The organism is Streptomyces hoynatensis (assembly GCF_003626535.1).
Lineage (GTDB): Bacteria > Actinomycetota > Actinomycetes > Streptomycetales > Streptomycetaceae > Streptomyces > Streptomyces hoynatensis.
On sequence record NZ_RBAL01000011.1, the window covers coordinates 142,887 to 168,866 of the forward strand.

The following is a 25,980-nucleotide window of genomic DNA, read 5'->3' on the forward strand; positions in this document are numbered from 1 at the left end:
CGCCGGCGTGCCCCGGTGCCGGCCGGCGTGGCTGGGCGCCGGTCCGCGCCGGTCGGAGGGCTCTTCTTCGGTCACGTTACGTGGTTCCCTGTACGCACTCCAAAACGTTAAGACAATAAGCCTTTACGTCGTCTGGTCAATATGTAAGTCTCCCGGGGCAAACTTCTCAACGAGGAGATGACTCATGGGAGTGCTGACCAGACGGGCCTGGGCTGTCACCGGGGTGCTGGCCCTGTCGTTCGGCGTCGCGGCCTGTGGTTCCGACTCGGAAGGGTCCGGCGGGACGATCGAGCTGAAGATCGCGGCCAACGCGATCTCCGGCGGCAAGAACGCCGAGGAGGCCGACTGGATCGAGAACTGGGTGATCCCGCACTTCGAGGAGGCAGAGGCGGATCGCGGGGTGGACGTCAAGGTCACCTTCGAGCCCAGCGGCGTGGACGACGAGCAGTTCAAGTCCCGCCTCGCGCTCGACCTCCAGTCCGGCTCCGGCCCCGACATCATGTCGCTCGACGGCATCTGGCTGGGCGAGTTCGCCGAGGCCGGCTACATCAAGCCGCTGAGCGAGACCTCCCCGGACTTCGAATCCTGGGACGGCTGGGACCAGATACCCGAGGCGGTGCAGCAACTGGCCGCGTTCGACGGCGACCTGTACGGCATCCCATGGGGCACCGACGGCCGCGTGCTGTTCTACAACAAGAACCTCTTCGAGCAGGCCGGCCTGCCCACGGACTGGCAGCCGACCAGCTGGCAGGACATCCTCGACGCAGGCGAGGCCCTCGGCTCGCTCGACGGCGTGACCCCGATCCAGCTCAACGCGGGCACCGCCATGGGCGAGGCCACCACGATGCAGGGCATCCTGCCGCTGCTGGCGGGCACCGGCGAGGAGATCAGCTCCGACGGCTCCTGGACCGGCGCGAGCGACGGGATGGAGCAGGCCCTCGGCCTCTACGAGGACATCTACGGCGGCGGCCTCGGCGACCCGCAGCTCCAGCAGGAGACCCAGGGCCGCGACAAGTCCTTCCAGGAGTTCGCCGAGAACAAGATCGGCATCCTCGCCGAGGGCGACTACTTCTGGCGCAGCGTCGTCAATCCCGACAACGGCGTGGCCCCCATGGAGGACCGCGACGAGGCCGTCGGCTACGCGCTGATCCCGGCCGCGCAGCCCGGACAGGGCGTCAACGGGCAGGACTTCGTCAGCATGTCGGGCGGCAGCGTGCGCACCCTCAACGCGGCCAGCGACCACCTCGACCTGGCCTGGGACCTGCTGACGTTCATGAACTCGGCGGAGGCGGTCACCGCCTCGGTCGCCGACACCCCCAAGATCACCGCCCGCACGGACGTGAACGAGCAGGTGCTCGCCGACGACCCGATGCTCACCTTCATCAACGAGCAGGTGCTGCCGATCACCATCTTCCGGCCCGCCGACTCCCTCTACCCGCAGGTCTCCACGCTGCTGCAGGAGGCGACGGCCGCGGTGGTGGACGGCGACAGCCCGAGTCAGGCCGCCGAGGACTACCAGGACGGGCTCGAGGAGGTCGTCGGCGGTGCCGACCACGTCACCTCCTGACGCCGGCCTGGCCCCCCGCGGCGCGGGGGGCCAGGCCGGAGCGGCGCCGCGGCCCGCGCGGGACCGGGACGCGGCCGGCCTCGGGCGCCCGCGCGCCGCCGCGTTCGTCACCCCGGCGCTGCTGCTGATCGCGGCCTTCCTGGTGTTCCCCGCGCTGTGGACGATCTACCTCGGCCTCACCGACTACCGCCTCACCGGCCTGGCCGCGGCGGACCCGCAGATGGTGGGCCTGGACAACTTCACGGACGCCCTGAAGGACGACAGCTTCAGCCACTCCCTCGGCCTCACGCTCCAGTTCGTCGTCGGCTCCGCCGTCATCGGCCAGGCCGGGCTCGGCTTCCTCATCGCCTGGGTGATGCGCAACCGGCGCGGCGCGCTGCGCCGCCTGGTCGAGGCGCTGGTGCTGACCGCGTGGATCCTGCCCAGCTCGGTCATCGCCTTCCTGTGGATCGCGCTGCTCGACCGCGACGACGGCACGCTCAACGCGGCGCTGCACACCCCGGGCACCGCCTGGCTGCTCGAACACCCGATGTTGTCGATCATCGTCTTCAACATCTGGCGCGGCACGGCGTTCTCGATGATGCTGTACGCCGCCGCGCTGGGGAACGTGCCGCCCTCGCACCTGGAGACCGCGCGGCTGGCCGGCGCGAGCGGCTGGCAGCAGCTGCGGGACGTCGTCTTCCCCCGCATCCGCGGGCACATCCTCACCAACCTGCTGCTGATCAGCCTGTGGACGTTCAACGACTTCACGCCCTTCCTGCTGACCAGCGGCGGCCCCGAGGACAAGACCGAGGTGATGCCGGTCTTCATCTACAAGCTGGCGCTCTCGAACGGCGAACTCGGCTTCGGCGCGGCCATCTCCGTGCTGATGCTGCTGATCAACCTGGTGATCGCGGTGGTCTACATGACGCTGCTGCGCAGGCGGAAGGAGGACGCGCCCGCATGAGCACGGAAGCGACCACCGACCTCGAAAAGCACTCCTCCCCCGGCCGCGGCGGCCCCCCGCCCGACCCGTCCGCGACCGGCCACCTGGCCGGGCTCGCGGGCGCCAGGCAGGCCGTGCGGCGCATCGGCTTCTACGTCTTCTGCTGCCTGCTGCTCGCGTTCTTCGCGCTACCGCTGCTGTGGCTGGCCTGCGCCCCCTTCGACCGCACGCCCACCATCACCGCCTCCCTGCCCGACTTCACGCTGCAGAACTTCGACACCCTCTTCGACAATCCGTACGCGATGCGCTCGCTGGGCAACTCCCTGCTGCTCGCGGCCGGAACCGGGGTGCTGGTGGTGGTGTTCGCGGCGCTGGCCGCCTACGCGCTCAGCCGGGTGCGGCTGCCGGGCCGGGACGCGCTGCTGTACACGCTGCTGCTGCTGTCCTCGATCGTCACCGGCACCGCGGCCATGGTCCCCCTGTTCAACCTGGCCTTCGAGCTGCACCTGATCGACTCCCAGCTCGGGGTCATCCTGGTGCTCACCGGCGGCCTGCTGCCCAGCGCGATCTTCATCCTGAAGGACTTCATGGACGGCACCCCGCGGTCCTACGAGGAGTCCGCCCAGGTGTTCGGCGCCTCCCCGCTGCAGATCGTGCGGCACGTCGTGGTGCCGCTGGTGCGCCCGGGCCTGGCCACCATCGCGGTGTGGTCGGTCGCCCAGGTGTGGGGGAACTTCCTCATCCCCTTCCTGCTGCTGCGCTCGCCGGAGAAGTCCCCCGCGGCCGTGGTGATGTACACCTTCTACACCGAGGGCGGCCAGCCCGACCTGGCGCTCATCTCCACCTTCTCGCTGCTCTACTCCCTGCCGGTCGTCCTGATGTTCCTGCTCGTCAGCTCCCGGTACGGATTCCGGTTCCACGGAGGGATCAAACGCTGATGGCCGACATCTCGATGGCCGCCCTGACCAAGGTCTATCCCGGCGGCGTCCGGGCGCTCGACGGCATTGACCTGACCATCGCCGACGGCGAGTTCTTCGCCCTGCTTGGGCCCTCGGGCTGCGGCAAGACGACCCTGCTGCGCACCCTGGCCGGCCTGGAGACCGCCAGCTCGGGGAGCGTCGGCATCGGCGGCCGGGACGTCACGGCCCTGCCGCCCGGCAGGCGGGACGTGGCCATGGTCTTCCAGGACTACGCGCTGTTCCCGCACATGTCCGTCTCGGACAACATCGCCTACCCGCTGCGCATCCAGAAGGTGCCGGGCGCGACGCGACGGGAGAAGGCCGCGCAGACCGCGGCCGAGCTGGGCCTGACGGACTACCTGGACCGGCGCCCCGGGCAGCTCTCCGGCGGCCAGCAGCAGCGCGTCGCGCTCGCCAGGGCGATGGCCTGCCACCCGCAGGTCTTCCTGTTCGACGAGCCGCTGTCCAACCTGGACGCCAGGATGCGCCTGGAGGCCCGCACCTTCCTCAAGCGGCTCCAGCGCGAACTCGGGGTCACCACCGTCTTCGTCACCCACGACCAGGCCGAGGCGCTGGCGCTTGCCGACCGCATCGCCGTGATGGAAAGCGGCCGCATCCGGCAACTCGGCACCCCGGCCGAGGTGTTCAGGTACCCGGCGAACACCTTCGTCGCCTCCTTCATCGGCTCGACCCCGATGAACCTCCTGGACGGCCAGGTCGCGGGCGGCCGCATCGACGTGGCCGGGGCCCTGCTGCCGGTGCCCGAGGGCCTGGAAGAGGGGCTCGCCGAGGGCGAGAAGCTCGTCTACGGCATCCGCCCCGAGTACCTGGGCCTGGCCGAAGGCCCCGCCGAGGGCGCGCTGCGCGGCGCGGTGCGCGTCGTGGAGAACCTGGGCAGCGCCCAGCTCGTCACCCTGGAGGGCGAGAGCGGGTTCGTGCAGGCCGTGGTGGACGAGGACCGGCGGCTGACGCCCGGCGAGATCGGCCACGCCGTGCCCCGGCGCGACCGCGCGCTCCTCTACCGGGACGGCGAACTGCTGAACCGGGCCCCGGCGGAGTCCGGGCCGGCCGGCCGCCCCGGCGAGGGCGAGGCGGCGTGAGCCCCCGCGCCACGACCGTGCACCGCGGCCGGTGGACCCTGGCCGACCGGCTGGAGCAGAACCTGCGCGAGCTGCCCTTCGACGTGCCGCCCGGCACCGCCGCCGTGGCCGTGGAGCTCTCCTACGACCGCGCCGCCGGCGTCCTCGACCTGGGCTGCCTGGGCGCCGCGGGCTTCCGCGGCTGGTCGGGCGGCGCCCGCGACTCCTACACCGTCGCCGCCGGCTGGGCCACGCCCGGCTACCTGCCGGGCGAGGCGGAGCCGGGCCGCTGGCACGTGCTGCTGCGGCTGCACCGGGTGCCGCCCGGCGGCCTCGACTACGAGGTGCGGATCACCACCGCCGACACGGCGCCGCCGCCGCCCGCCCCGCAGGAGGTGCCGCCCGCCCCGCGGCCCCCGCGCCGCGACCTGCCCGAGGTGGACGGGATGCGGTGGGTGGCCGGGGACTTCCACAGCCACACCGTGCACAGCGACGGCGCGCTGACCGTGGGCGAGCTGGCCGCGCTCGCCGCGGGACGCGGCCTCGACTTCCTGGCCGTCACCGACCACAACACCGTCAGCCACCACCCCGAGCTGGGGCCCACGGGCGAGCGGCACGGCATCGTGCTGCTGCCCGGCCAGGAGGTCACCACCGACACCGGGCACGCCAACGTCTTCGGCGACACCGGCTGGGTCGACTTCCGCCGCCCGGCCGGGCACTGGCTGGCGCACGCCGAGGAGCACGGCGGCGTCATGTCCGTCAACCACCCGCTGGGCGGCGACTGTTCCTGGCGCAACCCGCTGCCGCGCCGCACCCGGCACGCCGAGGTCTGGCACTCCGACTGGCGCGACCGCCGCCACGGCGGGCCGCTGGCCTGGGCGATGGCCTGGCGGCCCGAGGTGATTGCCATCGGCGGCAGCGACTTCCACCGGCCGGGCGGCAACGGGCTGCCAGGCGAGCCCACCACCTGGCTGCTGGTCGCCGAGGAGAGCACCGCGGGGCTGCTGGCCGCGCTGGACGCCGGGCGCACCGCCGTCTCGGCGGGCCCTGGCGCCGCCCTGCTGCTGCGCCTGGGCGACGAACTGCTCGCGCTCGGCGCCGAGGGCACCGCCCTGGTGCGGCCCGACGGGAGCCGCCTCCCGGTGCGCGGCGACCGCGCCCTGCTCCCGGCTGCGCCGGGTCAGCACCGGCTTGAGACCTACGAGAACGAGGTGATCGCGCTATGCCAGTGACTTCGGTGCCGCCGACGCGGGCGGGCACGACCCGGGTGGCGAACGCCCCGGTCAACTTCGGCATCTACTCCCCCGACGACGCCCCTCTCACCGCCGCCGAGTTGCTGACCGGCCTCGCCGACGCCGGCTACGACGGTGTCGACTCGGGCCCCATCGGCTACCTCGGCACCGGCGAGGAGCTTGCCGCCGCGCTGGAGCGGGCCGGCCTCGGCCTGGCCGGCGGCTGGGTCGACCTGCGCTACCACGAGGAGGCGGGCTGGCGCGCCGACCTGGCCGGGCTCGACGCGGCCCTGGACATGTTCACCGCCGTCCCGGTCCCCGACCCGGCGTTCGCGCCGCGGCCCACCCTCGCCTGCCCGCCCAACCCGGAGCGTTTCGCCCGCCCTGGCCTGGCCTACGGGGAGCCCGCGGACTGGGCGGGCTTCGCCTCCCGCGTGCAGCGCGCCGCCGACCGCTGCCGCGAGCGTGGCCTCGAACCGGTCTTCCACCCCCACCTGGGCACCGACGTGGAGAGCGCCGCCGAGGTGGAGCGGCTGCTGGAGAGCACCGACGTCTCGCTGTGCCTGGACACCGGCCACCTGTGGCTGGCGGGCGGCGACCCGCTGGCCGGGCTGCGCGACTGGGCGCCACGCATCAAGCAGGTGCACATCAAGGACGCCTCGCGGGCCCTCGCCGCGGAATCCGCCGCGGCGGGCGGGGACCTGATGGACATGGTCGCGGCGGGCGGGTTCACGCCGCTCGGCGCGGGCGACATCGACCTGGAGGCGGTCGCCGCGACGCTGCGCGCGATCGGCTACACGGGCTGGATAGTCGTCGAGCAGGACGCGCCCCCCACCGGCCGGGACGCCGCCCGCCTCATGGCGGCCCAGCGCGCCAACCGCGCCCGGCTGCGGGAGGCGGGCCTGTGAGCGGCGGCAACGAGGGGCAGGAGCGGGTCAGGGTCGCCGTCGCCGGCCTCGGCGTCATCGCCCAGACCATCCACCTGCCGCTCCTCGAACGGCTCTCGGACCGGTTCTCGCTGACCGCGGTCGCCGACCTGTCCCCCGCGCTGGCCGCACGCGTCGGCGCGCGCTACGGCATCGCGCCCGAGCACCGGCACACCGACGTCCCGGCCATGCTGGAGCGCGGCGGCTTCGACGCCGTGCTGCTGCTCACCTCGGGTTCCCACGTCCGCTACGCCACGGCCGCGCTGCGCCGCGGCTACCGGGTGCTGTCCGAGAAGCCCCTGGGCTTCACCCGCGAGGAGATCACCGCCCTGTCCGACGTGCCGGGCGCCGAGCGGCTGATGGTCGGCTACATGAAGCAGTACGACCCGGCCGCGCAGCGGATGCTGCGGCTGCTGCAGAAGGTGGGCGGCCCGCAGGCCGTGCACGCGGTGGACGTCACCGTGCTGCACCCCTCCTCCGCCTCCCAGCTCGCCTTCGCCAGGCTGCCGCGCCCGGCGGGCGACGTGCCGCCCGAGGCCGTCGCGGCGCTGCGGGCCGAGGAGGACAAGCTGGTGGGCACCGCCCTGGGCGAGGAGCCGGCCGCCCCGGTGCGCACCCTGTACGACATCACGCTGGGCAGCATCTGCCACGAGCTGTCCCTCATCAGGCTGTTCGCCGGCACCCCGGCGGACGTGGACCACGTCGCCGTGTGGGCGCCGCCCGGGCACGCGGAGGCCGCGGAACGGCCCCAGCCCTCCGTGGAGTTGTCCGGTCCGCTGCCGCAGGGCGGGCGCTACGCCATCCGCTGGCTCTACCTGCCCGACTACCCGGCCTACCGGGAGACCGTCGCCGTGCACCACGCCACCGGCTCCCTGGAACTCGTCTTCCCCTCCCCCTACCTGCTCAACGCCCCGACGCTGCTCACCGAGGTCGGCTCGGCCGAGGGGGTGGAGCGGCGGGCGGAACACCGCGGCACGCTCGGCGGCTTCGAGGCGGAACTGCTCGCCTTCCACGCCCTGGTGACCCGCGGCACGCCCCCGCTGTCCGGCGTGGCCGAGGGCCTCGCCGACGTCGTCACCGCCCAGCGCGCGGCCCACCGGCTGGCCACGCGGTACGGGCTGAACCTCACAGGAGAGGCCGCGCATGCGTGAACTCGTGATCGTCCCGCACACCCACTGGGACCGGGAGTGGTACCTGCCCTTCCAGCGGTTCAGGCTGCAACTGGTGGCGCTGCTCGACGAGTTGCTCGACCGTATGGAGCGTGACCCGCGCCAGCGGTTCACCCTCGACGGCCAGATGGCCGCCGTGGACGACTACCTGGAGGTCAGGCCGGAGGCCAGGGAGCGGGTCGCGGCCCTGGTGAAGTCGGGGCGGCTGGCGATCGGCCCGTGGGACATCCTCATGGACGAGTTCCTGTGCTCGGGCGAGCAGCTGGTGCGCAACCTGGAGCGCGGCATCCGGCGGGCCGGCGACCTGGGCGCGGCCATGCCGGTGGGCTACCTGCCCGACATGTTCGGGCACGCCGCGCAGATGCCGCAGATCCTGCGCGGGGCGGGCCTCGCGCACGCCTGCGTCTACCGCGGGGTCCCGGCGCGGGTGGCGACCGACACCTTCGCCTGGGTGGCCCCCGACGGCACCGCGATCCGCACCCGCTTCCTGGCCGACGGCGGCTACGGCAACGCGGCCGGGCTGCTGGAGGACCCGGAGCTGACCGACGAGCGCACGGTCGCGCTGGCCGAGCGGATGGGCCGCTGGGCCCTGCCGGGCGAGCCGGAGTCCCCGCTGCTCGGCATGTACGGCTCCGACCACACGGCGCCGGCCGCCGACGCCCCCGAGCGGCTGGCGGCGACGACCGCACGCACCGGCGTGCCCACCCGGCTGGCCACGCTGGCCGAGTTCTTCGAGGCGCTGCCCACCACCGTGGCGGGCCTGCCCGAGATCCACGGCGAGCTGCGCTCCCACGCCAGGTCCAACATCCTGCCCGGGGTGCTCTCGGTGCGGCCCGCGCTCAAGCAGGCCATGGCCAGGGCCGAGCGCACCGTGGAGCGCTACGCCGAGCCGCTCGCCGCGCTGTACGGCGACGGCAGCGAGCGGCGTTTCCTCGACCTGGCCTGGCGGCAGCTGATCTCCGTCAGCTGCCACGACTCGGTGACCGGCTGCGGCTGCGACGAGACGGCCCAGCAGGTCGCGGCCAGGATGGCGGAGGCCGAGCAGCTGGGCCGCGCGGTGTGCGACCTGGTGGGCGGCAGGCTGGCGCGGTCGGTGCCGCGCGAGGCGCACCTGGTGTTCAACCCCTCGCCCTGGCCGCGTTCCGGGGTGGTCTTCCTCGACGCCCCCGCGCCGGGTGAGGGCCTTGAGGTGCTCGCCGACGACCTGCTGGCCGAGCCCGGTTTGGCGCTGGCCAGGGTGCACGGCACCGAGCTCTACGGGCAGCACGTCACCGGCTGGTCCTACGCCGAGGACGTGCTGACCTTCACGGTGGCCGCGCACACCGACGTGCCCTTCGACGTGGCCGAGGTGCGCGCCGCGCTGGCCGGGCGCGCGGCCGGACGGCCGCTGCGGGTGCGGATTCTGGCGGTGCCCAGGCGCACGGTGCCGGTGTGGGCCGAGGTGCCCGCGCTGGGGCATGCGGCGGTCAGGCCGGAGGCGAAGTCCCCGGCCGGCGCCCCGCCCCGGCACGACGTGCGGGCCGAGGGGCGGGTGCTGGACAACGGCCTGCTGCGGGTGGCCGTCGACGCCGCGGGCGAACTCAGCCTCCGCACCCCGGAGGGGGTCGTCGTCCAGGGCCTGGGCGCGCTGGTGGACGGCGGCGACCTCGGCGACAGCTACAACTACGCGCCGCCGGCGGCGGACGTGCGGGTGGAGCGGCCGCACTCGGTGCGGGTGGTGCCCCTGGCCAGCCACCCGCTGGCCTCCTCCCTGGAGGTGATCCGCACGTACGACTGGCCGGCGGCGGGGGACTTCGCCGCGAACGGCAGGTCGGCCGAGACGCGGCGGGTGACGGTGCGCACCCGGGTCGAGCTGCGGGCCGCCGAGCGCTTCGCCCGGCTCACCCTGTCCTTCGACAATCCCTGCGACGACCACCGGCTGCGGCTGCGGCTGCCGCTGCCCCGGCGGGCACACCGCTCCTTCGCCGAGGGGCAGTTCGCGGTGACCGAGCGCGGCCTCGACGCGGAGGGCGGCTTCGGCGAGAAGCCGCTGCCGACGTTCCCCGCGTCCGGTTTCGTGGCCGCGGGCGGGCTGGCCGTGCTGCTGACCGAGTACAGCGAGTACGAGCTGACCTCGGGCGGCGCGGAGCTCTCGCTCACCGTGCTGCGCGCGGTGGGGGCGCTCTCGCGCAACCGCCACGCCTACCGCGACGAGCCCGCCGGGCCCCAGGTGCCCACGCCGGGCGCCCAGTCCCGCGGCGAGCGGCGGGTCGAACTGGCGCTGCTGCCCTACCCGGAGGGCCCGGCAAAGGACGCGGCCGAGGGTGGGCCGGCGGACTGGGCGGCCGGCGGGGTGCTGCGGGCGGCGGAGGAGTTCCGCCACGGCCTGTTCACCCTTCCCGGGACCGCGCCCACCGGGACGGCGCTGCCCCCGCCGGCCGCGGGGCCGGCCGTGACGGGCGAGGGCGTGGTGGTGAGCAGCGTCCGCGAGCGCGAGGGGTGCGTGGAGGTGCGGCTGATCGCGGAGGGCGGCGTGGCGGCCACCGCGCGGCTCTCGGGGGACTTCACCGCGGCCAGGCGGGTGGACCTGCTGGGCCGCCCGGGCGAGGAACTGCCGGTCGCCGCAGGCCCGTTGAGCGCCGAAGGACCCGAGGGCCCCGGCGGTCCCCGGGGCACGGTGTCGCTGCCGATGCGGCCCTGGGAGATCGCCACCGTCCGGCTGAGCCGTTGACCGCCACCGCCCCCCGGGAGCCATGATGAGCGAACCCTTCGACGTCATCACCATGGGACGCATAGGCGTCGACCTCTACCCCCTGCAGATCGGCGTCCCGCTGGCGCGGGTCGAGTCCTTCGGGAAGTTCCTCGGCGGCTCGCCGACCAACGTCGCGGTGGCGGCGGCCCGGCTCGGCCGCCGCGCCGCGGTGATCAGCAGAACGGGCGCCGACCCGTTCGGCGACTACTGCCACCAGGCGCTGCGTGAGTTCGGCGTGGACGACCGGTGGGTGCGGCCGGTGGCCGCCTACCCGACGCCGGTGACGTTCTGCGAGATCTTCCCGCCGGACGACTTCCCGCTGTACTTCTACCGGCTGCCCAAGGCGCCCGATCTGGAGATCCGCCCGGAGGAGCTGGACCTGGCGGCCGTCACCGCGGCCCGCATCTTCTGGATGTCGGGCACGGGACTGTGCGAGGAGCCCAGCAGGTCGGCCACCCTGGCCGCCCTCGCGGCCCGCTCCGCCGGCCGCGGCGCGGGGCAGGTCGCGACGGTCTTCGACCTGGATTGGCGCCCGATGTTCTGGCCGGAGGGCTCGGCCGAGGCGGCGCGGGAGGCGTACCGGGAGGCGCTCTCGCACGCCACCGTCGCCGTCGGCAACCTGGCCGAGTGCGAGGTCGCCACCGGCGAGCGGGAGCCGTGGGCCTGCGCGCAGGCGCTGCTCGCCGCCGGGGTGGAACTCGCCCTCGTCAAGCAGGGTCCGGCGGGGGTGCTCGTGGTGGACCGCGCGGGCCGCCGCGCCGAGGTGCCGCCCCATCCGGTCGAGGTCGTCAACGGCCTCGGCGCGGGCGACGCGTTCGGCGGCGCGCTGTGCCACGGGCTGCTCGCCGGGTGGGAGCCGGAGCGGCTGGCGCGGTACGCCAACGCGGCGGGCGCGCTGGTCGCCGGCCGCCTCGCCTGCTCCGCCGCCATGCCGGCCGCGGCCGAGGTCGAGGAGTTGCTGGCCGCCGGGCCGCCGGGAGACGGCGCCGGGGACGGGCCCCGGGCGGCGCGGAAGGAGAACCTGCCGTGAGCATCGGGATCAGCGACCTGGTCGCGGTGCGCTCCCGGCATCCGGAGGCGATCGCCGAGGCCGCCGCCCGCCGGGTCAGGCGCCCCCTCCTCGGCGACAGCGGGCGGCTAATGATCGTCGCGGCCGACCACCCGGCGCGCGGCGCCCTGGCCGTCGGCGGGGACAGGCTGGCCATGGCCAACCGCTTCGACCTGCTGGAGCGCCTCGTGCTCGCGCTCCAGCAGCCGGGCGTGGACGGGGTGCTGGCCACCGCCGACATCCTGGAGGACCTGCTGCTGCTGGGCGCGCTCGACGGCAAGGTCGTGATGGGCTCGATGAACCGGGGCGGGCTGGCCGGCGCGGCCTTCGAGCTCGACGACAGGTTCACCGGCCACCGCGCCCAGGACATCGAGCGGCTCGGCTTCGACGCGGGCAAGCTGCTGCTGCGCATCGACTATGCCGATCCCGGCTCGCTGGCCACGATGGCGGCGACCGCCCGCGTCATCGACGAGATGGCCAGGCGCCGGCTGCCCGTCTTCGTCGAGCCCTTCATCTCCCGGCGGGTGGGAGGGAAGGTGACCAACGACCTCAGCGCCGAGGCCGTGGCCACCTCCATCGCCATCGCCTCGGGGCTCGGCGGCACCTCGGCCTACACCTGGCTGAAGGTGCCGGTCACCGACGACCCGGACCTGATGGGCCAGGTGATGCAGACCTCGACGCTGCCGGCGGTGCTGCTGGGCGGCGAGGTCAGCGGCGACCAGGACGCCGTCTTCGAGAAGTGGCGCGCGGCGCTGCGGCTGCCGACGGTGCGGGGCCTGGTGGTGGGCCGCTCGCTGCTCTACCCGCCGGACGGCGACGTCCTGCGGGCCGTGACCACCGCGGTCGGCCTGCTCCGCGAGGGGCCGCGCCCGGAGGCGGGGGCGAACGGGGCGGCGTCGCCCGGCGGTTTCGCCACCGCGGGAGAACCACGGCAGACGACGCCGGAAGGGAGACTGGGGTGAGGGACACGACCGAAGGTCCGGCCGGAAAGACGGCGCGCTGCCACCTGCCGGCCGGTACCGCCTCGGGGGCGATGTACACGCTCGACGTCTCCCCGGAGCGCGCCGGCTGGGCGTACTCCTCGCTGCGCGTGCTGCCCCTGGGGCCGGGCGAGCGGCACTCCTTCGCCACCGGCGACAGCGAGTGGATCGTGCTGCCGCTCTCGGGCGGCTGCACGGTGGAGACCGGGGGCGAGACGTTCCGGCTGCACGGCAGGCCGGACGTGTTCTCCGGCGTCTCCGACTTCGCCTACGTGCCGCGCGACGCGCGGGTGGCGCTCTCCTCGGCCGAGGGCGGCAGGTTCGCGCTGGCCGGGGCGCGCTGCGGGCGGCGGCTGCCCGCCAGGTACGGGCCGGCCGGCGGGGTGCCGGTGGAGCTGCGCGGGGCCGGGGCCTGCTCGCGGCAGGTGCACAACTTCGCCGCCGCCGGCGTCTTCGAGGCCGACCGGCTGATCGCCGTGGAGGTGCTGACCCCCGGCGGCAACTGGTCCTCCTACCCGCCGCACAAGCACGACGAGGAACGCCCGGGCGAGGAGTCCGAGTTGGAGGAGATCTACTACTTCGAGATCGCGCCCTCCCCCGGCGCCGAGGCCGTGCCGGGCTTCGGCTACCAGCGGGTGACCTCCTCCGGGCGGGGCCGCGGCACCGAGCTGCTGGCCGAGGTCCGCTCGGGGGACGCCGTGCTGATTCCCGACGGCTGGCACGGGCCCTCGATCGCCGCGCCCGGGCACGACATGTACTACCTCAACGTCATGGCGGGGCCCGGCGAGGAACGGGCCTGGCTGATCAGGGACCACCCCGGGCACGCCTGGGTCAGGGGCGCCTGGGAGGCCGAGGCCGTGGACCCCCGCCTGCCGCGCCACCATCCTCCGGAGGTGTCCAGGTGAACGCTCCACGAAACGATGCGCCGCCCCGGCCGGCGAGCCCCCCGGCGCACTCCCCCGCCCCCGAGGGGGGCGATCGCCCCGGCCCCGCGGGCGGCGGCACCCGCCGCCTGACCGTCGCGCAGGCCCTCATCCGCTTCCTGGCCTGCCAGTTCACCGAGCGCGACGGCCGCCGCCATCGGCTGATCGACGCGGTGTGGGGCGTCTTCGGGCACGGCAACGTCGCCGGGATCGGGCAGGCGCTGGTGGAGAGCGGCCAGGGTCCCGGCGCGGTACTGCCGTTCCGTCAGGGCCGCAACGAGCAGGCGATGGTGCACGCCGCCGTCGGCTTCGCCCGCCAGCGCGACCGGCTGTCGGCGCAGGCCGTCACCACCTCGATCGGCCCCGGCGCCACCAACCTGGTCACGGGCGCGGCGCTGGCCACGATCAACCGGCTGCCGGTCCTGCTGCTGCCGGGCGACACCTTCGCGACCAGGCCGGCCGACCCGGTGCTCCAGCAGCTGGAGCACCCCTCGGCCGGGGACGTCTCGGTCAACGAGGCGCTGCGCCCGGTCAGCCGGTGGTTCGACCGGGTGCACCGGCCGGAGGCGCTGATTCCGGCGGCGCTCGCGGCGATGCGGGTGCTGGCCGACCCGGTGGAGACCGGCGCCGTCACGCTGGCCCTGCCGCAGGACGTGCAGGCGGAGGCGTTCGACTGGCCCGAGGGCTTCTTCGCCGAGCGGGTGTGGCAGGTTCCGCGCCAGGCCCCGGACGCGGGGGCGCTCGCCGCGGCGGCCGAAGCGATCCGCGCCGCGCGGCGCCCCCTGATCGTGGCGGGCGGCGGCGTGCACCACAGCGAGGCCGAGGAGGCGCTGCGCGCCCTGGTGGAGGACACCGGCATCCCCGTCGCCTCCACCCAGGCGGGCAAGGGCTCGCTGCGCCACGACCACCCCTGCGACCTGGGCGGCATCGGCCACACCGGCACCGAGCCGGCCGACGCGCTGGCGCGGCGCGCGGACCTGGTGCTGGGGATCGGCACCCGCTGGACGGACTTCACCACCGCCTCGCACACCCTGTTCGCCCACCCCGGCGTCCGCTTCGTCAACCTCACCAACTCCCCCGCGGACGCGCACAAGATGGGCGCCCTGGCGCTGATCGCCGACGCCCGCGCCGGCCTTGCCGCGCTGCGCAAGGCGCTGGCCGGGCACCGGGTGGAGGCGGGGTACGCGGCGGAGTACGCCGCCGGCAAGGAACGCTGGGAGGCCCGGGTCGCCGCCTCGCTCACCCCGGCCGACGAGGACGCCCGCCCCACCCAGACCCAGGTGATCGGCGCGCTGGACGAGGTCGTCGGCGAGGAGGACGTCGTCATCAACGCGGCCGGGTCGATGCCGGGAGACCTGCACAAGCTGTGGCGCGCCAGGCACCGGCGGCAGTACCACCTGGAGTACGGCTACTCCTGCATGGGCTACGAGATCCCGGCCGCCATCGGCGTCGCCCTGGCCGCCCCAGGGCGCCCGGTGTGGGCGCTGGTGGGGGACGGCACGTACCTGATGAACCCGACCGAGCTGGTCACCGCGGTGCAGGAGGGCCTGGGCATCAACGTGGTCCTGGTGCAGAACCACGGCTACGCCTCCATCGGCGGGCTCTCCGAGCTGACCGGCGCCGAACGCTTCGGCACCGCCTACCGGCACCGCGCCCCTGACGGCTCCTACACCGGCGACCCGCTGCCGGTCGACCTGGCGGCGAACGCCGCCTCGCTGGGCCTGCACGTCCTGCGCGCCGGCACGTACCGCGAACTGCGCGCCGCGCTCGCCGCGGCCCGCGCCGACGAGCGGCCCACCTGCGTCTACGTGGAGACCGACCCGGCGGACACCGCCCCCGAGGCGCAGGCGTGGTGGGACGTGCCGGTGGCCGGGGCCGCCTCGCGCCCGGCGGCGCGGGCCGCCCGGGAGACCTACGAGCGCCGGGCCGCGGAGCGCCGCCGCCACCTGTAGCCGACCGGGCCGCCCGCCCACCGCTTTCCCCCGGGCGCGGGCGGCCCGCCTCCCCCGGGGGCCGCGGGCGGCCCCACGAACTCGCAGCCAGGAGACCAGGATTCTGATGAAGACCATCGGCCACTTTGTCGACAGCAAGCCGGCGGCCGGCACCTCAGGCCGCCACGGCACGGTCTACGACCCCGCCACCGGAGCCGAGGCGGCCAGGGTGGCGTTCGCCGGCCCGGCCGAGGTCGACCGGGCGGTCGCCGCCGCGGCGGAGGCGTTCCGCGAATGGCGCACGACCTCGCTCGCGCGCCGCACCGCGCTGCTCTTCCGCTACCGCGAGCTGCTGCACGCCGAGCGTGAGGAGCTGGCCGCGCTGATCACCGCCGAGCACGGCAAGGTGCGGGCGGACGCGCTGGGGGAGATCGCCCGCGGCCTGGAGGTCGTCGAACTCGCCTGCGCCGTGCCGGAGAAGCTCAAGGGCGCGCTGTCCACCCAGGTGTCCACGGGCGTGGACGTCGCCTCGGTGCGGCAGCCGCTGGGGGTGGTGGCCTGCGTCACGCCCTTCAACTTCCCGGCGATGGTGCCTTTGTGGATGTTCCCCCTGGCCCTGGCCTGCGGGAACACCGTCGTGCTCAAGCCGAGCGAGAAGGTGCCCTCGGCGGCGCTGCGGCTGGCGGAGCTGGCCGCGCGGGCCGGTTTCCCCGCGGGGGCGCTCAACGTCGTCAACGGGGACCGGGAGACGGTGGAACGGCTGACGGCCCACCGGGACGTGGCCGCCGTCAGCTTCGTCGGCTCCACGCCCGTGGCGCGCGCCCTGCACCGGGCGGCCACCTCCCACGGCAAGCGCGTCCAGGCGCTCGGCGGCGCGAAGAACCACATGCTGGTGCTGCCGGACGCCGACCTGGACGTGGCCGCCGACAGCGCCGTCAGCGCCGCCTACGGCTCGGCGGGCGAGCGCTGCATGGCGGTCTCGGTGGTGGTGGCCGTCGGCGAGGACACCGCCGACGCGCTGGTGGCCGCCATCGCCGAGCGGGCGCGCGCGCTGCGCATCGGCCCGGGCGACGACCCGGCCTCGGAGATGGGGCCGCTGATCACCGCGGAGCACCGCGACCGGGTGGCCTCCTATGTGGGCGGCGCCCGGGCGCAGGGCGCCGAGGTGGTCGTGGACGGCACAGGACTGGTCGTCGAGGGCCACGAGAAGGGGTTCTTCCTCGGCGTCTCGCTGCTGGACCGGGTGACCCCCGCGATGGACGCCTACCGGGACGAGATCTTCGGCCCGGTGCTCTGCGTGGTCAGGGCGGCGGACTACGAGGAGGCCCTGGCGCTGATCAACGCCTCGCCCTGGGGCAACGGGGCGGCGATCTTCACCCGGGACGGCGGCACCGCCCGCCGCTTCCAGCTGGAGGTGGCCGCGGGCATGGTGGGGGTCAACGTGCCGATCCCGGTGCCGGTGGCCTCGCACTCCTTCGGCGGCTGGAAGGACTCGCTGTTCGGCGACCTCCACGTGTACGGCGAGGACGGCATCCGCTTCTACACCCGGGGCAAGGTCGTCACCACCCGGTGGCCGCGGCCCGCGGAGAGCGCCGTCAACCTCGGCTTCCCCTCCGGCGCCTGAGCGCTCCCCCCGGCGGCCTGCCGTCCGGCCGCCCCCGCCTGGGCCGCGGCCCGCAGACCCGCCTCCGGCCGCCGCCGGGCGCGTTCCGGCCGCCTGCCGGGCCCGTGCCGGACGCGTTCCCCGAGGTGGGCGGGCCCCGGCCGGGCCGGGGACGCGGGGGGCGCGGGGGCGCGAACGGGACGGCGCACGGCGGCCGGGAGGGGCGCGGGCGCGCGTCGGCGAGACCCGCGCAGGGGCGGGTGCCGCCCGCGGTCCGCGGCTCCGCGCCACCCCCCGCGCCTCCCGGGCGGCGGCTAGCATCGTGCGGTAACGAAGCGCTCACACATCGCACACGATTCGGGGGGCGGAGCCGTGCACCTGCTGCAACCGTTGAGGCCGGGGGACCCCCGGGAGGTCGGCGGGTACCGGTTGCGCGGCCGCCTCGGCTCGGGCGGCATGGGGACGGTCTACCTGAGCCACAGCAGGGGCGGGCAGCCGGTGGCGCTGAAGGTGATCAGGCCGGAGTTCGCCGAGGACCCGGAGTTCCGGCGGCGGTTCCGGCACGAGGTGGGCGCCGCCCGGCGGGTGCAGGGCCCGTTCACCGTGCCCGTCCTCGACAGCAGCACCTCGCGGCCGCCGCTGTGGCTGGCCACCGCGCACGTGCCGGGGCCCGCGCTGTCGCAGGCCGTGCAGCGGCACGGCCCGCTGCCCCTGGACTCGGTGCTGCACCTGGTCGCCGGCGTGGCCGAGGCCCTGACCTCCATCCACGCCACCGGCGTCATCCACCGCGACCTCAAGCCGGCCAACGTGCTGCTGGCCGCCGACGGCCCGCGGGTGATCGACTTCGGCATCGCCCGGGCCGCGGAGGCCACCTCGCTGACCGACACCGGCGCCCGGGTGGGCACGCCGGCGTACATGGCGCCCGAGCAGGCCACGGGCGGCCGGGTCACGCCCGCCTCCGACGTCTTCTCCCTCGGCTCCGTGGCCTGTTACGCCGCCACGGGCGGGCACGCCTTCGGCGAGGGCCAGGTGCCCGCCCTCATCTACCGGATCGTCAACGAGCGGCCGCGGCTGCAGGAGTGCCCCGAGGCCATACGGGAGCTGATCCTGCGCTGCCTGGCCAAGGCCCCCGCCGACCGCCCCTCCCCCGCCGAGGTCGCCGAGGCCTGCCGGGCCCTGGGTTCCGGGGCCGGGCAGCGCCGGGCGGAGGGCTGGCTGCCGCCCGCGGTGAAGGCGGACGTTCGCGCGGTGGCCGCCCCGCCGCCGGCCGCGGCGGCGCGCCGCAAGCAGGAGAAGCGGCAGGCGGCCCTCAGGCTGGCGGTGGCGGCGACCTCGCTGGCCGCCGTGGTGGCGGCGGCCCTGCTCCTGCTCGCGCGGGCCACGGACGACGACGAGGCGGCCCGCGCCCAGGACGGCGCGGGCGCCGGGGCCGCCTCCTGCCTCGACCAGTACCTGGCGCGGGAGTCGAAGGTGTTCAACCAGTACCGGCTGGTGGAGGGCGCCACCCCGCAGAACGTCCTGAGCGGCACCGAGGAGCACCAGACGGCGCTGGTGCTCAGCCGGGACGCCAGGGCCGTGGCGGCGGTGCGGCTCTACAACGACCTGGCCACCGGCCTGGACATCGTCGACGTGATCGACGCCGACTGCTCCCCGCTGCGCTGGGACCTGCGGCTGACCGCGGACGGCGCCGTCATCGACGTGGACCTGGAGGGGCACGACTACGAGGTGAAGATCGGCTCGACCATGTCCCTGCTCCAGCAGGTCGACCTCGGTCCCGCCTCCTAGGCCGGCCCGCCAGGGCCGGGGCCTCGGCTCCCGTGGGCCAGCCGGTCGGCGAGCACGGCGGCCTGGCTGTGCGCCACGTCCCTGGTGGCGGTGAGCAGCGTCAGGGGCCCGCCGTCCGCCAGCCTGGACAGCTCGGCCAGGGCCTCGCGCCGCCCGGGCTCGCGCAGTTCGGCCAGGTAGCGGCGGCGGAACTCCGGGTAGCGCGCCGGCTCGTGCCCGTACCAGCGGCGCAGCTCGGTGGAGGGGGCGACGTCGCGCAGCCAGGCGTCCAGGCGCGCGTCGGCCTTGCGCAGGCCACGCGGCCACACCCGGTCCACCAGCACCCTGGTCCCGTCCGCGCCGTCGGCGTCCTCGTACACGCGCCGGCACCTGATGCCGGCGCTCTCGCCGGTGTCGTGTCCGCTGTCGTGGCTCGTGTCGCCCATGCTGTCCTCACCCCGACCTGTGGGTTGTGCGGCGCAGGGTTCGCGCCGTACCCCGCCCGACTACCCCGAGGAGCGCGCCTCATGCCCGACCGGCCCGCGGCACCCAAGGCCGCCTCTCCCGCCCCCGACCACCCGGGCTTCCCGGCCGCGGCCGCCGCGGCGGCCGGGACGCCGGAGGCGCTGGAGGAGCAGCTGGTGCGCTGCCGGGCCTGCCCGCGGCTGGTGGCCTGGCGGCAGGAGGCGGGCCGGGTGCGGCGCGAGGCGTTCCGGGAGTGGACCTACTGGTCGCGCCCGGTGCCGGGTTTCGGCCCGCCCGAGGCGCCGCTGCTGATCAGCGGCCTGGCGCCCGCGGCGCACGGCGCCAACCGCACCGGCCGGATGTTCACCGGCGACCGCTCGGGCGAGTTCCTGTACGCCGCGCTGTACGAGCTGGGGCTGGCCTCGCAGCCCACGGCCCTCAGCCGGGACGACGGGCTGCGGCTGCGCGGGGTGCGCATCACCTCGCCGGTGCACTGCGCCCCGCCGGGCAACCGGCCCACCCCGGCCGAGCGGGACACCTGCCTGCCGTGGCTGGCGCGGGAGCTGGGGCTGCTGCCAGGAGTCCGCGCGGTGGTGGCGCTCGGCGGCTTCGGCTGGCAGGCCGTGCTGACGGCGCTCGGCGGCGCGGGCTGGCAGGTGCCGCGGCCCCGGCCCGCGTTCGGCCACGGCGCGCGGCTCACGCTGCGGCGGGCGGAGGGCCGGGAGCGGTCGGGAGGCGCGCAGGCGGCAGGAGGCGCCGGGGGCGCGACGCGGGCGGGGGGCGCGCGGGAGGCGGCGGGCGCGCGGGACGAGGCGGGCGCCGGGAGCCCGGGGGGCGGGAGCCCGGCGGGCGAGGCGCGGGCGCTGACGGTCTTCGGCTGCTACCACGTCAGCCAGCGGAACGTCTTCACCGGCCGCCTCACCCCCGCCATGTTCCGCGCCGTCCTCGCCGAGGCGGCCGCGGCGGCCGGCCTCCCGGTGCCGGGCGGCGCCCGGCCTGCGGATGCGAGCCGGCCGCGGGAGACGGAGGATGGCGGAAGCGGACAGGAACGGCGGTGACATGATCCCTTCGCTCGCACGGCGACTCGCGCGGCGCCACGCCGCGCCACGGCCCGCGCCGACGTCCCGGGCCGGGAGCTGACCGTGCCCGCGCCCGCCGCCCACGTGATCGTCGGCGCCGGCCTCGCCGGGGCCGTGGCCGCGCGGACCCTGCGCGAGGAGGGCTACGAGGGGCCCCTCGTCCTGATCGGCGAGGAGCGCGAGCCGCCCTACGAGCGCCCCGCACTCTCCAAGGGCTACCTGAGCGGCGCCGAGCCGCGCGAGAGCCTCCTCGTGCACCCGCCCGAGTGGTACGCCGAGCACGAGGTGGACCTGCGTCTCGGCCTGCCCGCCACCGCGCTCGACCCGGGGCGGCACGAGGTGGTGCTCCGCGACGGCACCCGCATCGGCTACGCCGCGCTGCTGCTGGCCACCGGCTCCACCCCGTGTCCCCTCGACATCCCGGGCGCCGAGCTGGAGGGCGTGCGCCGGCTGCGCCGGATCGAGGACAGCGACCGGCTGCGTGCCGCGTTCCGCACCGCCTCCCGGCTGGTCGTGCTCGGCGGGGGCTGGCTCGGCCTGGAGACGGCGGCCGTCGCCCGGCAGGCGGGCCTGGACGTCACCGTGCTGGAGATGACCGAGCTGCCCCTGCTCGGGCTGCTGGGCCGCGAGGTCTCCGCGGTCTTCGCCGACCTGCACCGCGGCCACGGCGTGGACCTGCGGTTCGGCGTGCAGGCGGCGGAGATCACCGGCCGCGGCGGGGCCGCGGAGGGCGTGCAGCTCTCCGACGGCACCCACATCGAGGCGGACGTGATCGTGGTGGCCATCGGCGACGTGCCCAACACCGGGCTGGCCCACGCGGCCGGCCTCCGGGTGCGGGACGGCGTGGAGACCGACGAGCGGCTGCGCACCTCGGCGCCCGGCGTGTTCGCCGCGGGAGACGTGGCCTGCGCCTTCCACCCGGTGCTCGGCAGGCACCTGCGCGTGGATCACTGGGCCAACGCGGTGCACCAGCCGCGGACGGCCGCGCGCGCGATGCTCGGGCGCGAGGCCGCCTACGACCGGCTGCCGTACGTCTTCACCGACCAGTACGGGCTCGGCATGGAGTACGTCGGGCACGTCGCGCCCGGCGAGTGCGACCGGGTGGTGCTGCGCGGGGACCCGGGAGAAGGGGAGTTCCTCGCCTTCTGGCTGGGCGAGGGAAGGCCGCTCGCCGCGATGAGCGTCAACATGCCGGGCGCCATGGTCCCGCTCGCCGCCCTGGTGCGCGCGGGCCGGCCGGTCGACCCCGCCCGCCTCGCCGACGCGGCCGTCCCGCCCACGGCCCTCCTCGACCGCGCCGGGCCGCGCGGCTGAGCCCGCCCCCGCCGGTCCCGCCCTCCCCGCAACGACTCTGCACACTTGCGCAGTTGACAATGGGTCACCTCACCCCGCGCGCGCGACGGCGCGCGGCGCGCGGCGTGGGCGCACTCCCGCGCCCCACACACCCATCGGCTTCAATTCCTCACCAGGAGCGACGATATGACCGTCATTCCGTGCGTACGCTGAGTGACACAGCTCTGCGGGGTGCGGCAACCGACGGGAGGCGCAATGAGGTCAGGGCTCATGCGGAAGGCGGGGGGCCGATGAGGGTCGAGCCGGGAGACGATCAGTACGACACGCTCGTGGTGGGCTTCAACCAGCGCTACCGCGCCTCGCCCGAGGCGGTCCACGTGGTGCGCTCCACCGAGGAGACGGTGGCCGCGGTGTCCGAGGCGGTCCGCTCGGGCAAGCGGCTCTCGGTGCGCAGCGGCGGCCACTGCTACGCCGACCTCGTCTACCACCCGCAGGCCGAGGTCATCGTCGACCTCTCGCTGCTCAACCGGGTGTCCTGGGACGGCGAACGGCGGGCGTTCCTCGCCGAGCCGGGCGCCCAGCTGACCGACGTCTACGAGACGCTGAACCGCGGCTGGGGCGTCACCCTGCCCGGCGGCCTGTGTCCCGCCGTCGGCCTGGGCGGGCACGCGTCCGGCGGCGGCTACGGCCTGCTCAACCGGCGCAACGGCGTGGTGGCCGACCACGTGGCGGCGGTGGAGGTGGTCGTCGCGGACCGCCGGGGCGGGGCGCGCGCGGTCGTGGCCTCCCGGGAGTCCCGGGGCGACCTCGGCGACCTGTGGTGGGCGATCTGCGGGGGCGGCGGCGGGACCTTCGGGATCGTCACCCGCTTCTGGCTGCGCTCCCGGGGCGCCACCGGGGACGATCCCCGCGACCAGCTGCCGCGGACCCCGGAGCGGGTCCTGGTGAACGCGGCCACCCTCCCCTACGAGGGGCTCACCGAGGAGTCCTTCACCCGCCTGGTGCGCAACTTCGCGGGCTGGTGCGGGGAACACCCCTCCGCCGAGCCGCCCGAGGGCGCGATCGGCGCCATCATGATCGCCCCGCACAAGGCGGGGCGGCAGATCCAGATGCTCAGCCTCGTCGAGGCCGCCCTGCCGGGCGCGGAGTCGGCGCTGCGGGAGTTCACGACGTACGTGGCGAACGGCACCGGCATGCAGGTGGGTCCCTCGCTGCCGATGCGCTGGGACCAGACCGAGCGCCTGCTGTCCTCCATCGAGCCACGGACGATGTGGCACCTCACCGAGCGCCTCGCCGTCAAGTCCGCGTTCCACAAGACCCCGTGGACGCCCGAGCAGTGCGCCGCGGCCTTCCGCCAGCTGACCCGCGACGACTACGCCAACGACACCTCCCGCGTGGTGTTCTACGCGGCCGGCGCGCAGATCAACACGGTGCCGGAGGACGCCGTCGCCTTCCCGCACCGCGACAGCACCTACGTCGTCACCTACGAGAGCTTCTGGTCCCAGCCGGGCGAGGACCAGGCGCACGTGGGCTGGCTGCGCGACGTGTACGGCGGCGTCTACGCCGCCACCGGCGGCTACCCGATCCCGGGGAAGGACACCGCGGGCTGCTACATCAACTCCCCCGACCCCGACATCCTCGACCCGGAGTTCAACACCTCGGGGGTGCCCTGGCACGCCTTCTACTTCGGCAACAACTACGCCCGGCTGCAACGGGCCAAGCGCCGCTGGGACCCGGGCAACGTCTTCCGCCACTCCCTCTCCGTCCGCCCCGACTGAACACCCCGCGGTTCGGCGGCCTCGGCTGACGCGGCGGGCACGGCGGGCGCCCCCGCGGCGCCCGCCGCACGTGGTGGCCGGGGCCGGGAGGCCGCCACGGCTACGGCCCCGGCAGGCGGGTGCAACGGGCGAGTTCGACGACGACCTGGTTCGCCAGAAACCACGGGGCGGCCGGGTGCCCGTACGGCAGGTCCGCGTCCCCGCCCGCGGCGAGCCGCCCGCCCGGCCCCGGCACGAAGAGGCCACCGAACACCCCCCACACCCGCGGCTTGCGCACGCGCACGAACGCCGGCTCGCCCAGGTGCGGGCAGTGCTCCGCCGCCAGGTGGGCGCAGGGCCCGCACACCGGCGGCTTCGTGCTCAGCAGTCCTTCCGGCCAGTCCGGGCGGTCCCCGGCCGGGGTGGGACGGCGCAGCACGAACAGCCAGCCCCGCCCCGTGCGGTCGGCCTGGCCGCCGCACACCTGGCAAAGCCGCTCCAGCATCGCGCGCCGCTGCCGGGCCGGGTGCATGGTGCGGAAGTCCGGCTGCCCGCTGCCGGGTTCTTCGAGCAGCCGGGCCCACAGCACCCCGCGCCTGTCCCGATCCCCGGCGCTCTCGTCCCGGTACGCCAGCCCCCGGCCGTCGGGCCGAACGCGCAACGCCTCCTGCGTGACCACCGACTCCCCGCTCCAGCGCGCCACATACGGCACCGGCAGGCGCCTCGGCCCCCAGACCAGCCCCGCCGCCTCCCCGCTCACCTGCCGAACTCCCGCCCGGGCCACACCGTATGGCAGCGGTGCGTGCACGGGTCAAAGGCGATCCCGTTCTCCGGCTCCGGCGGCCGCGCCTCCCCCTGCGTGCACTCCTCACAACGGCGCCCCGCGCACGGCGGGGAGATGTACCGGCCCACGGTCGAGGTGGGTGCCGTACTGCGTGTCGTCGTCATGTCGCTCCCCTCAGTCGAGCGGCGTCAACCGACGTCCCCGGCAGGGAAGACGGCGAGCACCGCACCTTCGGGAATCACGCTACGGATGCGCGCGATCACGCTACAGGGATGGCGGACATCAACTGCCGACGAGCGCATGGCCTGACTAGGACGCTCTGTCCTACGCCCTCACAGGCTCGGGTCGATCCCGAGACGGGCGGCCAGCCCGCGCAGCGTGGTGTTGCGGCGCCGCTCGGCTTCGAGCAGACCCTGCACCGCCATGGTGGCCAGCGTCTGGAACCTGATCCACTGCGGCTGGTCCGCCTCGACCTCAAGCAAGGTGGCCAAGGCGCCGTCCGTGTCGCCGGTGAGGTACTGGGCCTGCGACACGTCCAGGCGGTGGGCAGCGCGGTGCACGGGCCGGGAGATCGCGTCGAGATCCACCTCGTCCGCCATGGCCAGCGCCCGCGCGGGTGACATCCCGTCCTTCCCGGCCAGGGCCACGTTCACGTGCTGCGTGGCCACGTCGACCGGGGAGAACGCCGTGCCGTACACCGTGACCGAGCCCGAGCGCACCGCCGCGCTCGCAGCGGCGTTCAGCAGCTCCGACGCCTCGTCGTGCCGGTCCCTGCGGGCGGCCGGAGTCGCCGCCGAGACCAGGAGGTTGCCGTACACGGCGAGTTCCGCCGGGCGCGCGCGCCGGTAACTCCGCGGCTCCAGCATGTCCGCCTTGCGTTCGGCCACGCGCTGCGCCTCCTCCCACCGCCCCTGGCGCAGCAGCACCCAGGAAAGCGTCGAGACGCCCATGCCCGACAGGAGCGGATCGCTCGCCCGCTCCGCCGCTCGCAACTGCCTCTCCACCGCCTGGAAGGCCCACGCGGTGTGGCCGGTCTGCGTCGCCAGCGAGGCCGCCACCTGGTAGGCGAGGCCCAGCTCGCGCCACACCTCTCTCCCCCCGGCGTGCTCGGCGACGAGCCGCCCCTCCCGCAGAACGGCCGGCAGCCGGGCCGCCAGCGCCGCGTACTGGCCCGTCCAGTACAGCCCGGTGGCGTCGCGTGCCGCACGTACCCACTCGTCCGCGGCAGGCGGCGCGCTCTCCGCGCCGTCCACGGGCACTCCCGGCAGGTCGCCCACGTCCTGAATGGCATCGCGCAGGGCCACGAGCCCGCCCTCGGCAGCGGGGAGTTCGGGCGTCACCGTGGGCTGCCCGAGGAGGCGCTCCAGTTCGACGTCGAGCGCGGAGGCGAGCTTGCGAAGGGTGCTGATGTAGGCCGTCTGCCGCTGTCCCTGCTCCAGTTTGCGGATGGTGTCCACCGAGACCCCGGCGCGTTCGGCGAGTTGTTCCTGGGTGACGTCGCGGAACTCGCGCAACAGGGCGATGCGCTCGCCGATGGTCCTCTTGCCCTTGGGCATGGTTCCTGCACCCCCGCCGGAAGGTCCTGACATGACGCTACGCCCAACGAGGAGGGCGGACCACGGCTACGGCGGCTACATCCCGCGGCGCTCCGGAGCCCCGCACATCCCTCAGGTCGTGAGCCGACTCACACCGAATGCCCCGATGAGTTTCAGGCAGGTCGGCGGTCCCGGTAGTGAACGACAGGCGTACACCAGAAAAGGAACGC

19 protein-coding genes and 1 pseudogene are annotated in these 25,980 nt (G+C 75.2%); 17 read left to right on the top strand and 3 right to left on the bottom strand.

All coding sequences use genetic code 11. From position 1 onward, the window contains the following. Positions 1-184 precede the first annotated feature (184 nt). From D7294_RS19595 to D7294_RS33880, 14 genes and pseudogenes are all read left to right on the top strand, one after another. Positions 185-1,567, top strand: coding sequence for an extracellular solute-binding protein (locus tag D7294_RS19595; protein WP_120681533.1), 1,383 nt, complete (start codon positions 185-187; stop codon positions 1,565-1,567). Beyond that, complete coding sequence (locus tag D7294_RS19600; protein ID WP_241562491.1) at positions 1,545-2,513, top strand: carbohydrate ABC transporter permease; 969 nt, start codon at positions 1,545-1,547, stop codon at positions 2,511-2,513. Before D7294_RS19595 ends, D7294_RS19600 begins: the two co-directional genes overlap by 23 nt. After that, complete coding sequence (locus tag D7294_RS19605) at positions 2,510-3,430, top strand: carbohydrate ABC transporter permease (RefSeq protein ID WP_241562492.1); 921 nt, start codon at positions 2,510-2,512, stop codon at positions 3,428-3,430. The genes D7294_RS19600 and D7294_RS19605 overlap by 4 nt, the downstream gene beginning before the upstream one ends. Further along, entirely contained in the window at positions 3,430-4,551 is a 1,122-nt protein-coding gene (locus D7294_RS19610) for an ABC transporter ATP-binding protein (RefSeq protein ID WP_120681535.1), read from the top strand. Before D7294_RS19605 ends, D7294_RS19610 begins: the two co-directional genes overlap by 1 nt. After that, positions 4,548-5,762 carry a CehA/McbA family metallohydrolase gene (locus tag D7294_RS19615; RefSeq protein WP_120681537.1) on the top strand — a complete coding sequence of 405 codons (1,215 nt, stop codon included), beginning with the start codon at positions 4,548-4,550 and terminating at the stop codon, positions 5,760-5,762. The genes D7294_RS19610 and D7294_RS19615 overlap by 4 nt, the downstream gene beginning before the upstream one ends. After that, positions 5,753-6,670: a sugar phosphate isomerase/epimerase family protein gene (locus D7294_RS19620; protein WP_120681539.1), complete on the top strand. Its 918-nt coding sequence runs from the start codon at positions 5,753-5,755 to the stop codon at positions 6,668-6,670. Before D7294_RS19615 ends, D7294_RS19620 begins: the two co-directional genes overlap by 10 nt. Further along, entirely contained in the window at positions 6,667-7,839 is a 1,173-nt protein-coding gene (locus D7294_RS19625; RefSeq protein WP_120681541.1) for a Gfo/Idh/MocA family protein, read from the top strand. The genes D7294_RS19620 and D7294_RS19625 overlap by 4 nt, the downstream gene beginning before the upstream one ends. Further along, complete coding sequence (locus D7294_RS19630) at positions 7,832-10,567, top strand: glycoside hydrolase family 38 N-terminal domain-containing protein (RefSeq protein ID WP_120681543.1); 2,736 nt, start codon at positions 7,832-7,834, stop codon at positions 10,565-10,567. Before D7294_RS19625 ends, D7294_RS19630 begins: the two co-directional genes overlap by 8 nt. A gap of 25 nt (positions 10,568-10,592) precedes the next feature. Beyond that, positions 10,593-11,618: a 5-dehydro-2-deoxygluconokinase gene (iolC, locus tag D7294_RS19635; protein ID WP_120681640.1), complete on the top strand. Its 1,026-nt coding sequence runs from the start codon at positions 10,593-10,595 to the stop codon at positions 11,616-11,618. After that, a pseudogene (locus tag D7294_RS19640) lies at positions 11,615-12,490 on the top strand (Cgl0159 family (beta/alpha)8-fold protein); the annotation flags it as partial. The gene iolC and the pseudogene D7294_RS19640, both read left to right, overlap by 4 nt. A gap of 179 nt (positions 12,491-12,669) precedes the next feature. Beyond that, positions 12,670-13,521: a 5-deoxy-glucuronate isomerase gene (iolB, locus tag D7294_RS19645; RefSeq protein WP_120681642.1), complete on the top strand. Its 852-nt coding sequence runs from the start codon at positions 12,670-12,672 to the stop codon at positions 13,519-13,521. A 107-nt stretch (positions 13,522-13,628) separates the two neighbouring features. Further along, complete coding sequence (gene iolD, locus D7294_RS19650) at positions 13,629-15,491, top strand: 3D-(3,5/4)-trihydroxycyclohexane-1,2-dione acylhydrolase (decyclizing) (RefSeq protein WP_241562502.1); 1,863 nt, start codon at positions 13,629-13,631, stop codon at positions 15,489-15,491. A gap of 106 nt (positions 15,492-15,597) precedes the next feature. Further along, positions 15,598-17,094, top strand: coding sequence for a CoA-acylating methylmalonate-semialdehyde dehydrogenase (locus D7294_RS19655; protein WP_120681547.1), 1,497 nt, complete (start codon positions 15,598-15,600; stop codon positions 17,092-17,094). A gap of 351 nt (positions 17,095-17,445) precedes the next feature. Beyond that, entirely contained in the window at positions 17,446-18,858 is a 1,413-nt protein-coding gene (locus tag D7294_RS33880; protein WP_338325669.1) for a serine/threonine-protein kinase, read from the top strand. Here D7294_RS33880 and D7294_RS19665 read toward each other — a convergent pair. Further along, positions 18,855-19,283, bottom strand: coding sequence for a DUF488 domain-containing protein (locus D7294_RS19665; RefSeq protein WP_120681549.1), 429 nt, complete (start codon positions 19,281-19,283; stop codon positions 18,855-18,857). The two genes, D7294_RS33880 and D7294_RS19665, sit on opposite strands and share 4 nt — an antisense overlap. Before the next feature lie 81 nt (positions 19,284-19,364). Here D7294_RS19665 and D7294_RS19670 point away from each other — a divergent pair, with 81 nt between their 5' ends. From D7294_RS19670 to D7294_RS19680, 3 genes are all read left to right on the top strand, one after another. After that, complete coding sequence (locus tag D7294_RS19670) at positions 19,365-20,360, top strand: uracil-DNA glycosylase (protein WP_120681551.1); 996 nt, start codon at positions 19,365-19,367, stop codon at positions 20,358-20,360. Between the two features lie 84 nt (positions 20,361-20,444). Beyond that, complete coding sequence (locus tag D7294_RS19675; RefSeq protein ID WP_120681552.1) at positions 20,445-21,695, top strand: NAD(P)/FAD-dependent oxidoreductase; 1,251 nt, start codon at positions 20,445-20,447, stop codon at positions 21,693-21,695. A 269-nt stretch (positions 21,696-21,964) separates the two neighbouring features. Further along, positions 21,965-23,452: an FAD-binding oxidoreductase gene (locus D7294_RS19680; protein ID WP_120681554.1), complete on the top strand. Its 1,488-nt coding sequence runs from the start codon at positions 21,965-21,967 to the stop codon at positions 23,450-23,452. A 100-nt stretch (positions 23,453-23,552) separates the two neighbouring features. On the opposite strand, the gene D7294_RS19685 is transcribed toward D7294_RS19680, so the two are convergent. Beyond that, positions 23,553-24,191: a hypothetical protein gene (locus D7294_RS19685; protein WP_120681556.1), complete on the bottom strand. Its 639-nt coding sequence runs from the start codon at positions 24,189-24,191 to the stop codon at positions 23,553-23,555. 356 nt (positions 24,192-24,547) lie between these two features. Beyond that, on the bottom strand, positions 24,548-25,771 hold the full coding sequence (locus D7294_RS19690) for a helix-turn-helix domain-containing protein (protein WP_120681559.1): 1,224 nt from the start codon (positions 25,769-25,771) through the stop codon (positions 24,548-24,550). Positions 25,772-25,980: the final 209 nt, after the last annotated feature.

Bases quoted from the DNA above. Each gene is read 5' to 3' on its own strand.
- iolB (WP_120681642.1), top strand. From the start codon at position 12,670: ATGTACACGCTCGACGTCTCCCCGGAGCGCGCCGGCTGGGCGTACTCC.
- D7294_RS19690 (WP_120681559.1), bottom strand. From the start codon at position 25,771: ATGCCCAAGGGCAAGAGGACCATCGGCGAGCGCATCGCCCTGTTGCGC.
- D7294_RS19680 (WP_120681554.1), top strand. From the start codon at position 21,965: ATGAGGGTCGAGCCGGGAGACGATCAGTACGACACGCTCGTGGTGGGC.
- D7294_RS19655 (WP_120681547.1), top strand. From the start codon at position 15,598: ATGAAGACCATCGGCCACTTTGTCGACAGCAAGCCGGCGGCCGGCACC.
- D7294_RS19605 (WP_241562492.1), top strand. From the start codon at position 2,510: ATGAGCACGGAAGCGACCACCGACCTCGAAAAGCACTCCTCCCCCGGC.
- D7294_RS19670 (WP_120681551.1), top strand. From the start codon at position 19,365: ATGCCCGACCGGCCCGCGGCACCCAAGGCCGCCTCTCCCGCCCCCGAC.
- D7294_RS19595 (WP_120681533.1), top strand. From the start codon at position 185: ATGGGAGTGCTGACCAGACGGGCCTGGGCTGTCACCGGGGTGCTGGCC.
- D7294_RS19630 (WP_120681543.1), top strand. From the start codon at position 7,832: ATGCGTGAACTCGTGATCGTCCCGCACACCCACTGGGACCGGGAGTGG.
- D7294_RS19610 (WP_120681535.1), top strand. From the start codon at position 3,430: ATGGCCGACATCTCGATGGCCGCCCTGACCAAGGTCTATCCCGGCGGC.
- D7294_RS19665 (WP_120681549.1), bottom strand. From the start codon at position 19,283: ATGGGCGACACGAGCCACGACAGCGGACACGACACCGGCGAGAGCGCC.
- D7294_RS19620 (WP_120681539.1), top strand. From the start codon at position 5,753: ATGCCAGTGACTTCGGTGCCGCCGACGCGGGCGGGCACGACCCGGGTG.
- iolC (WP_120681640.1), top strand. From the start codon at position 10,593: ATGAGCGAACCCTTCGACGTCATCACCATGGGACGCATAGGCGTCGAC.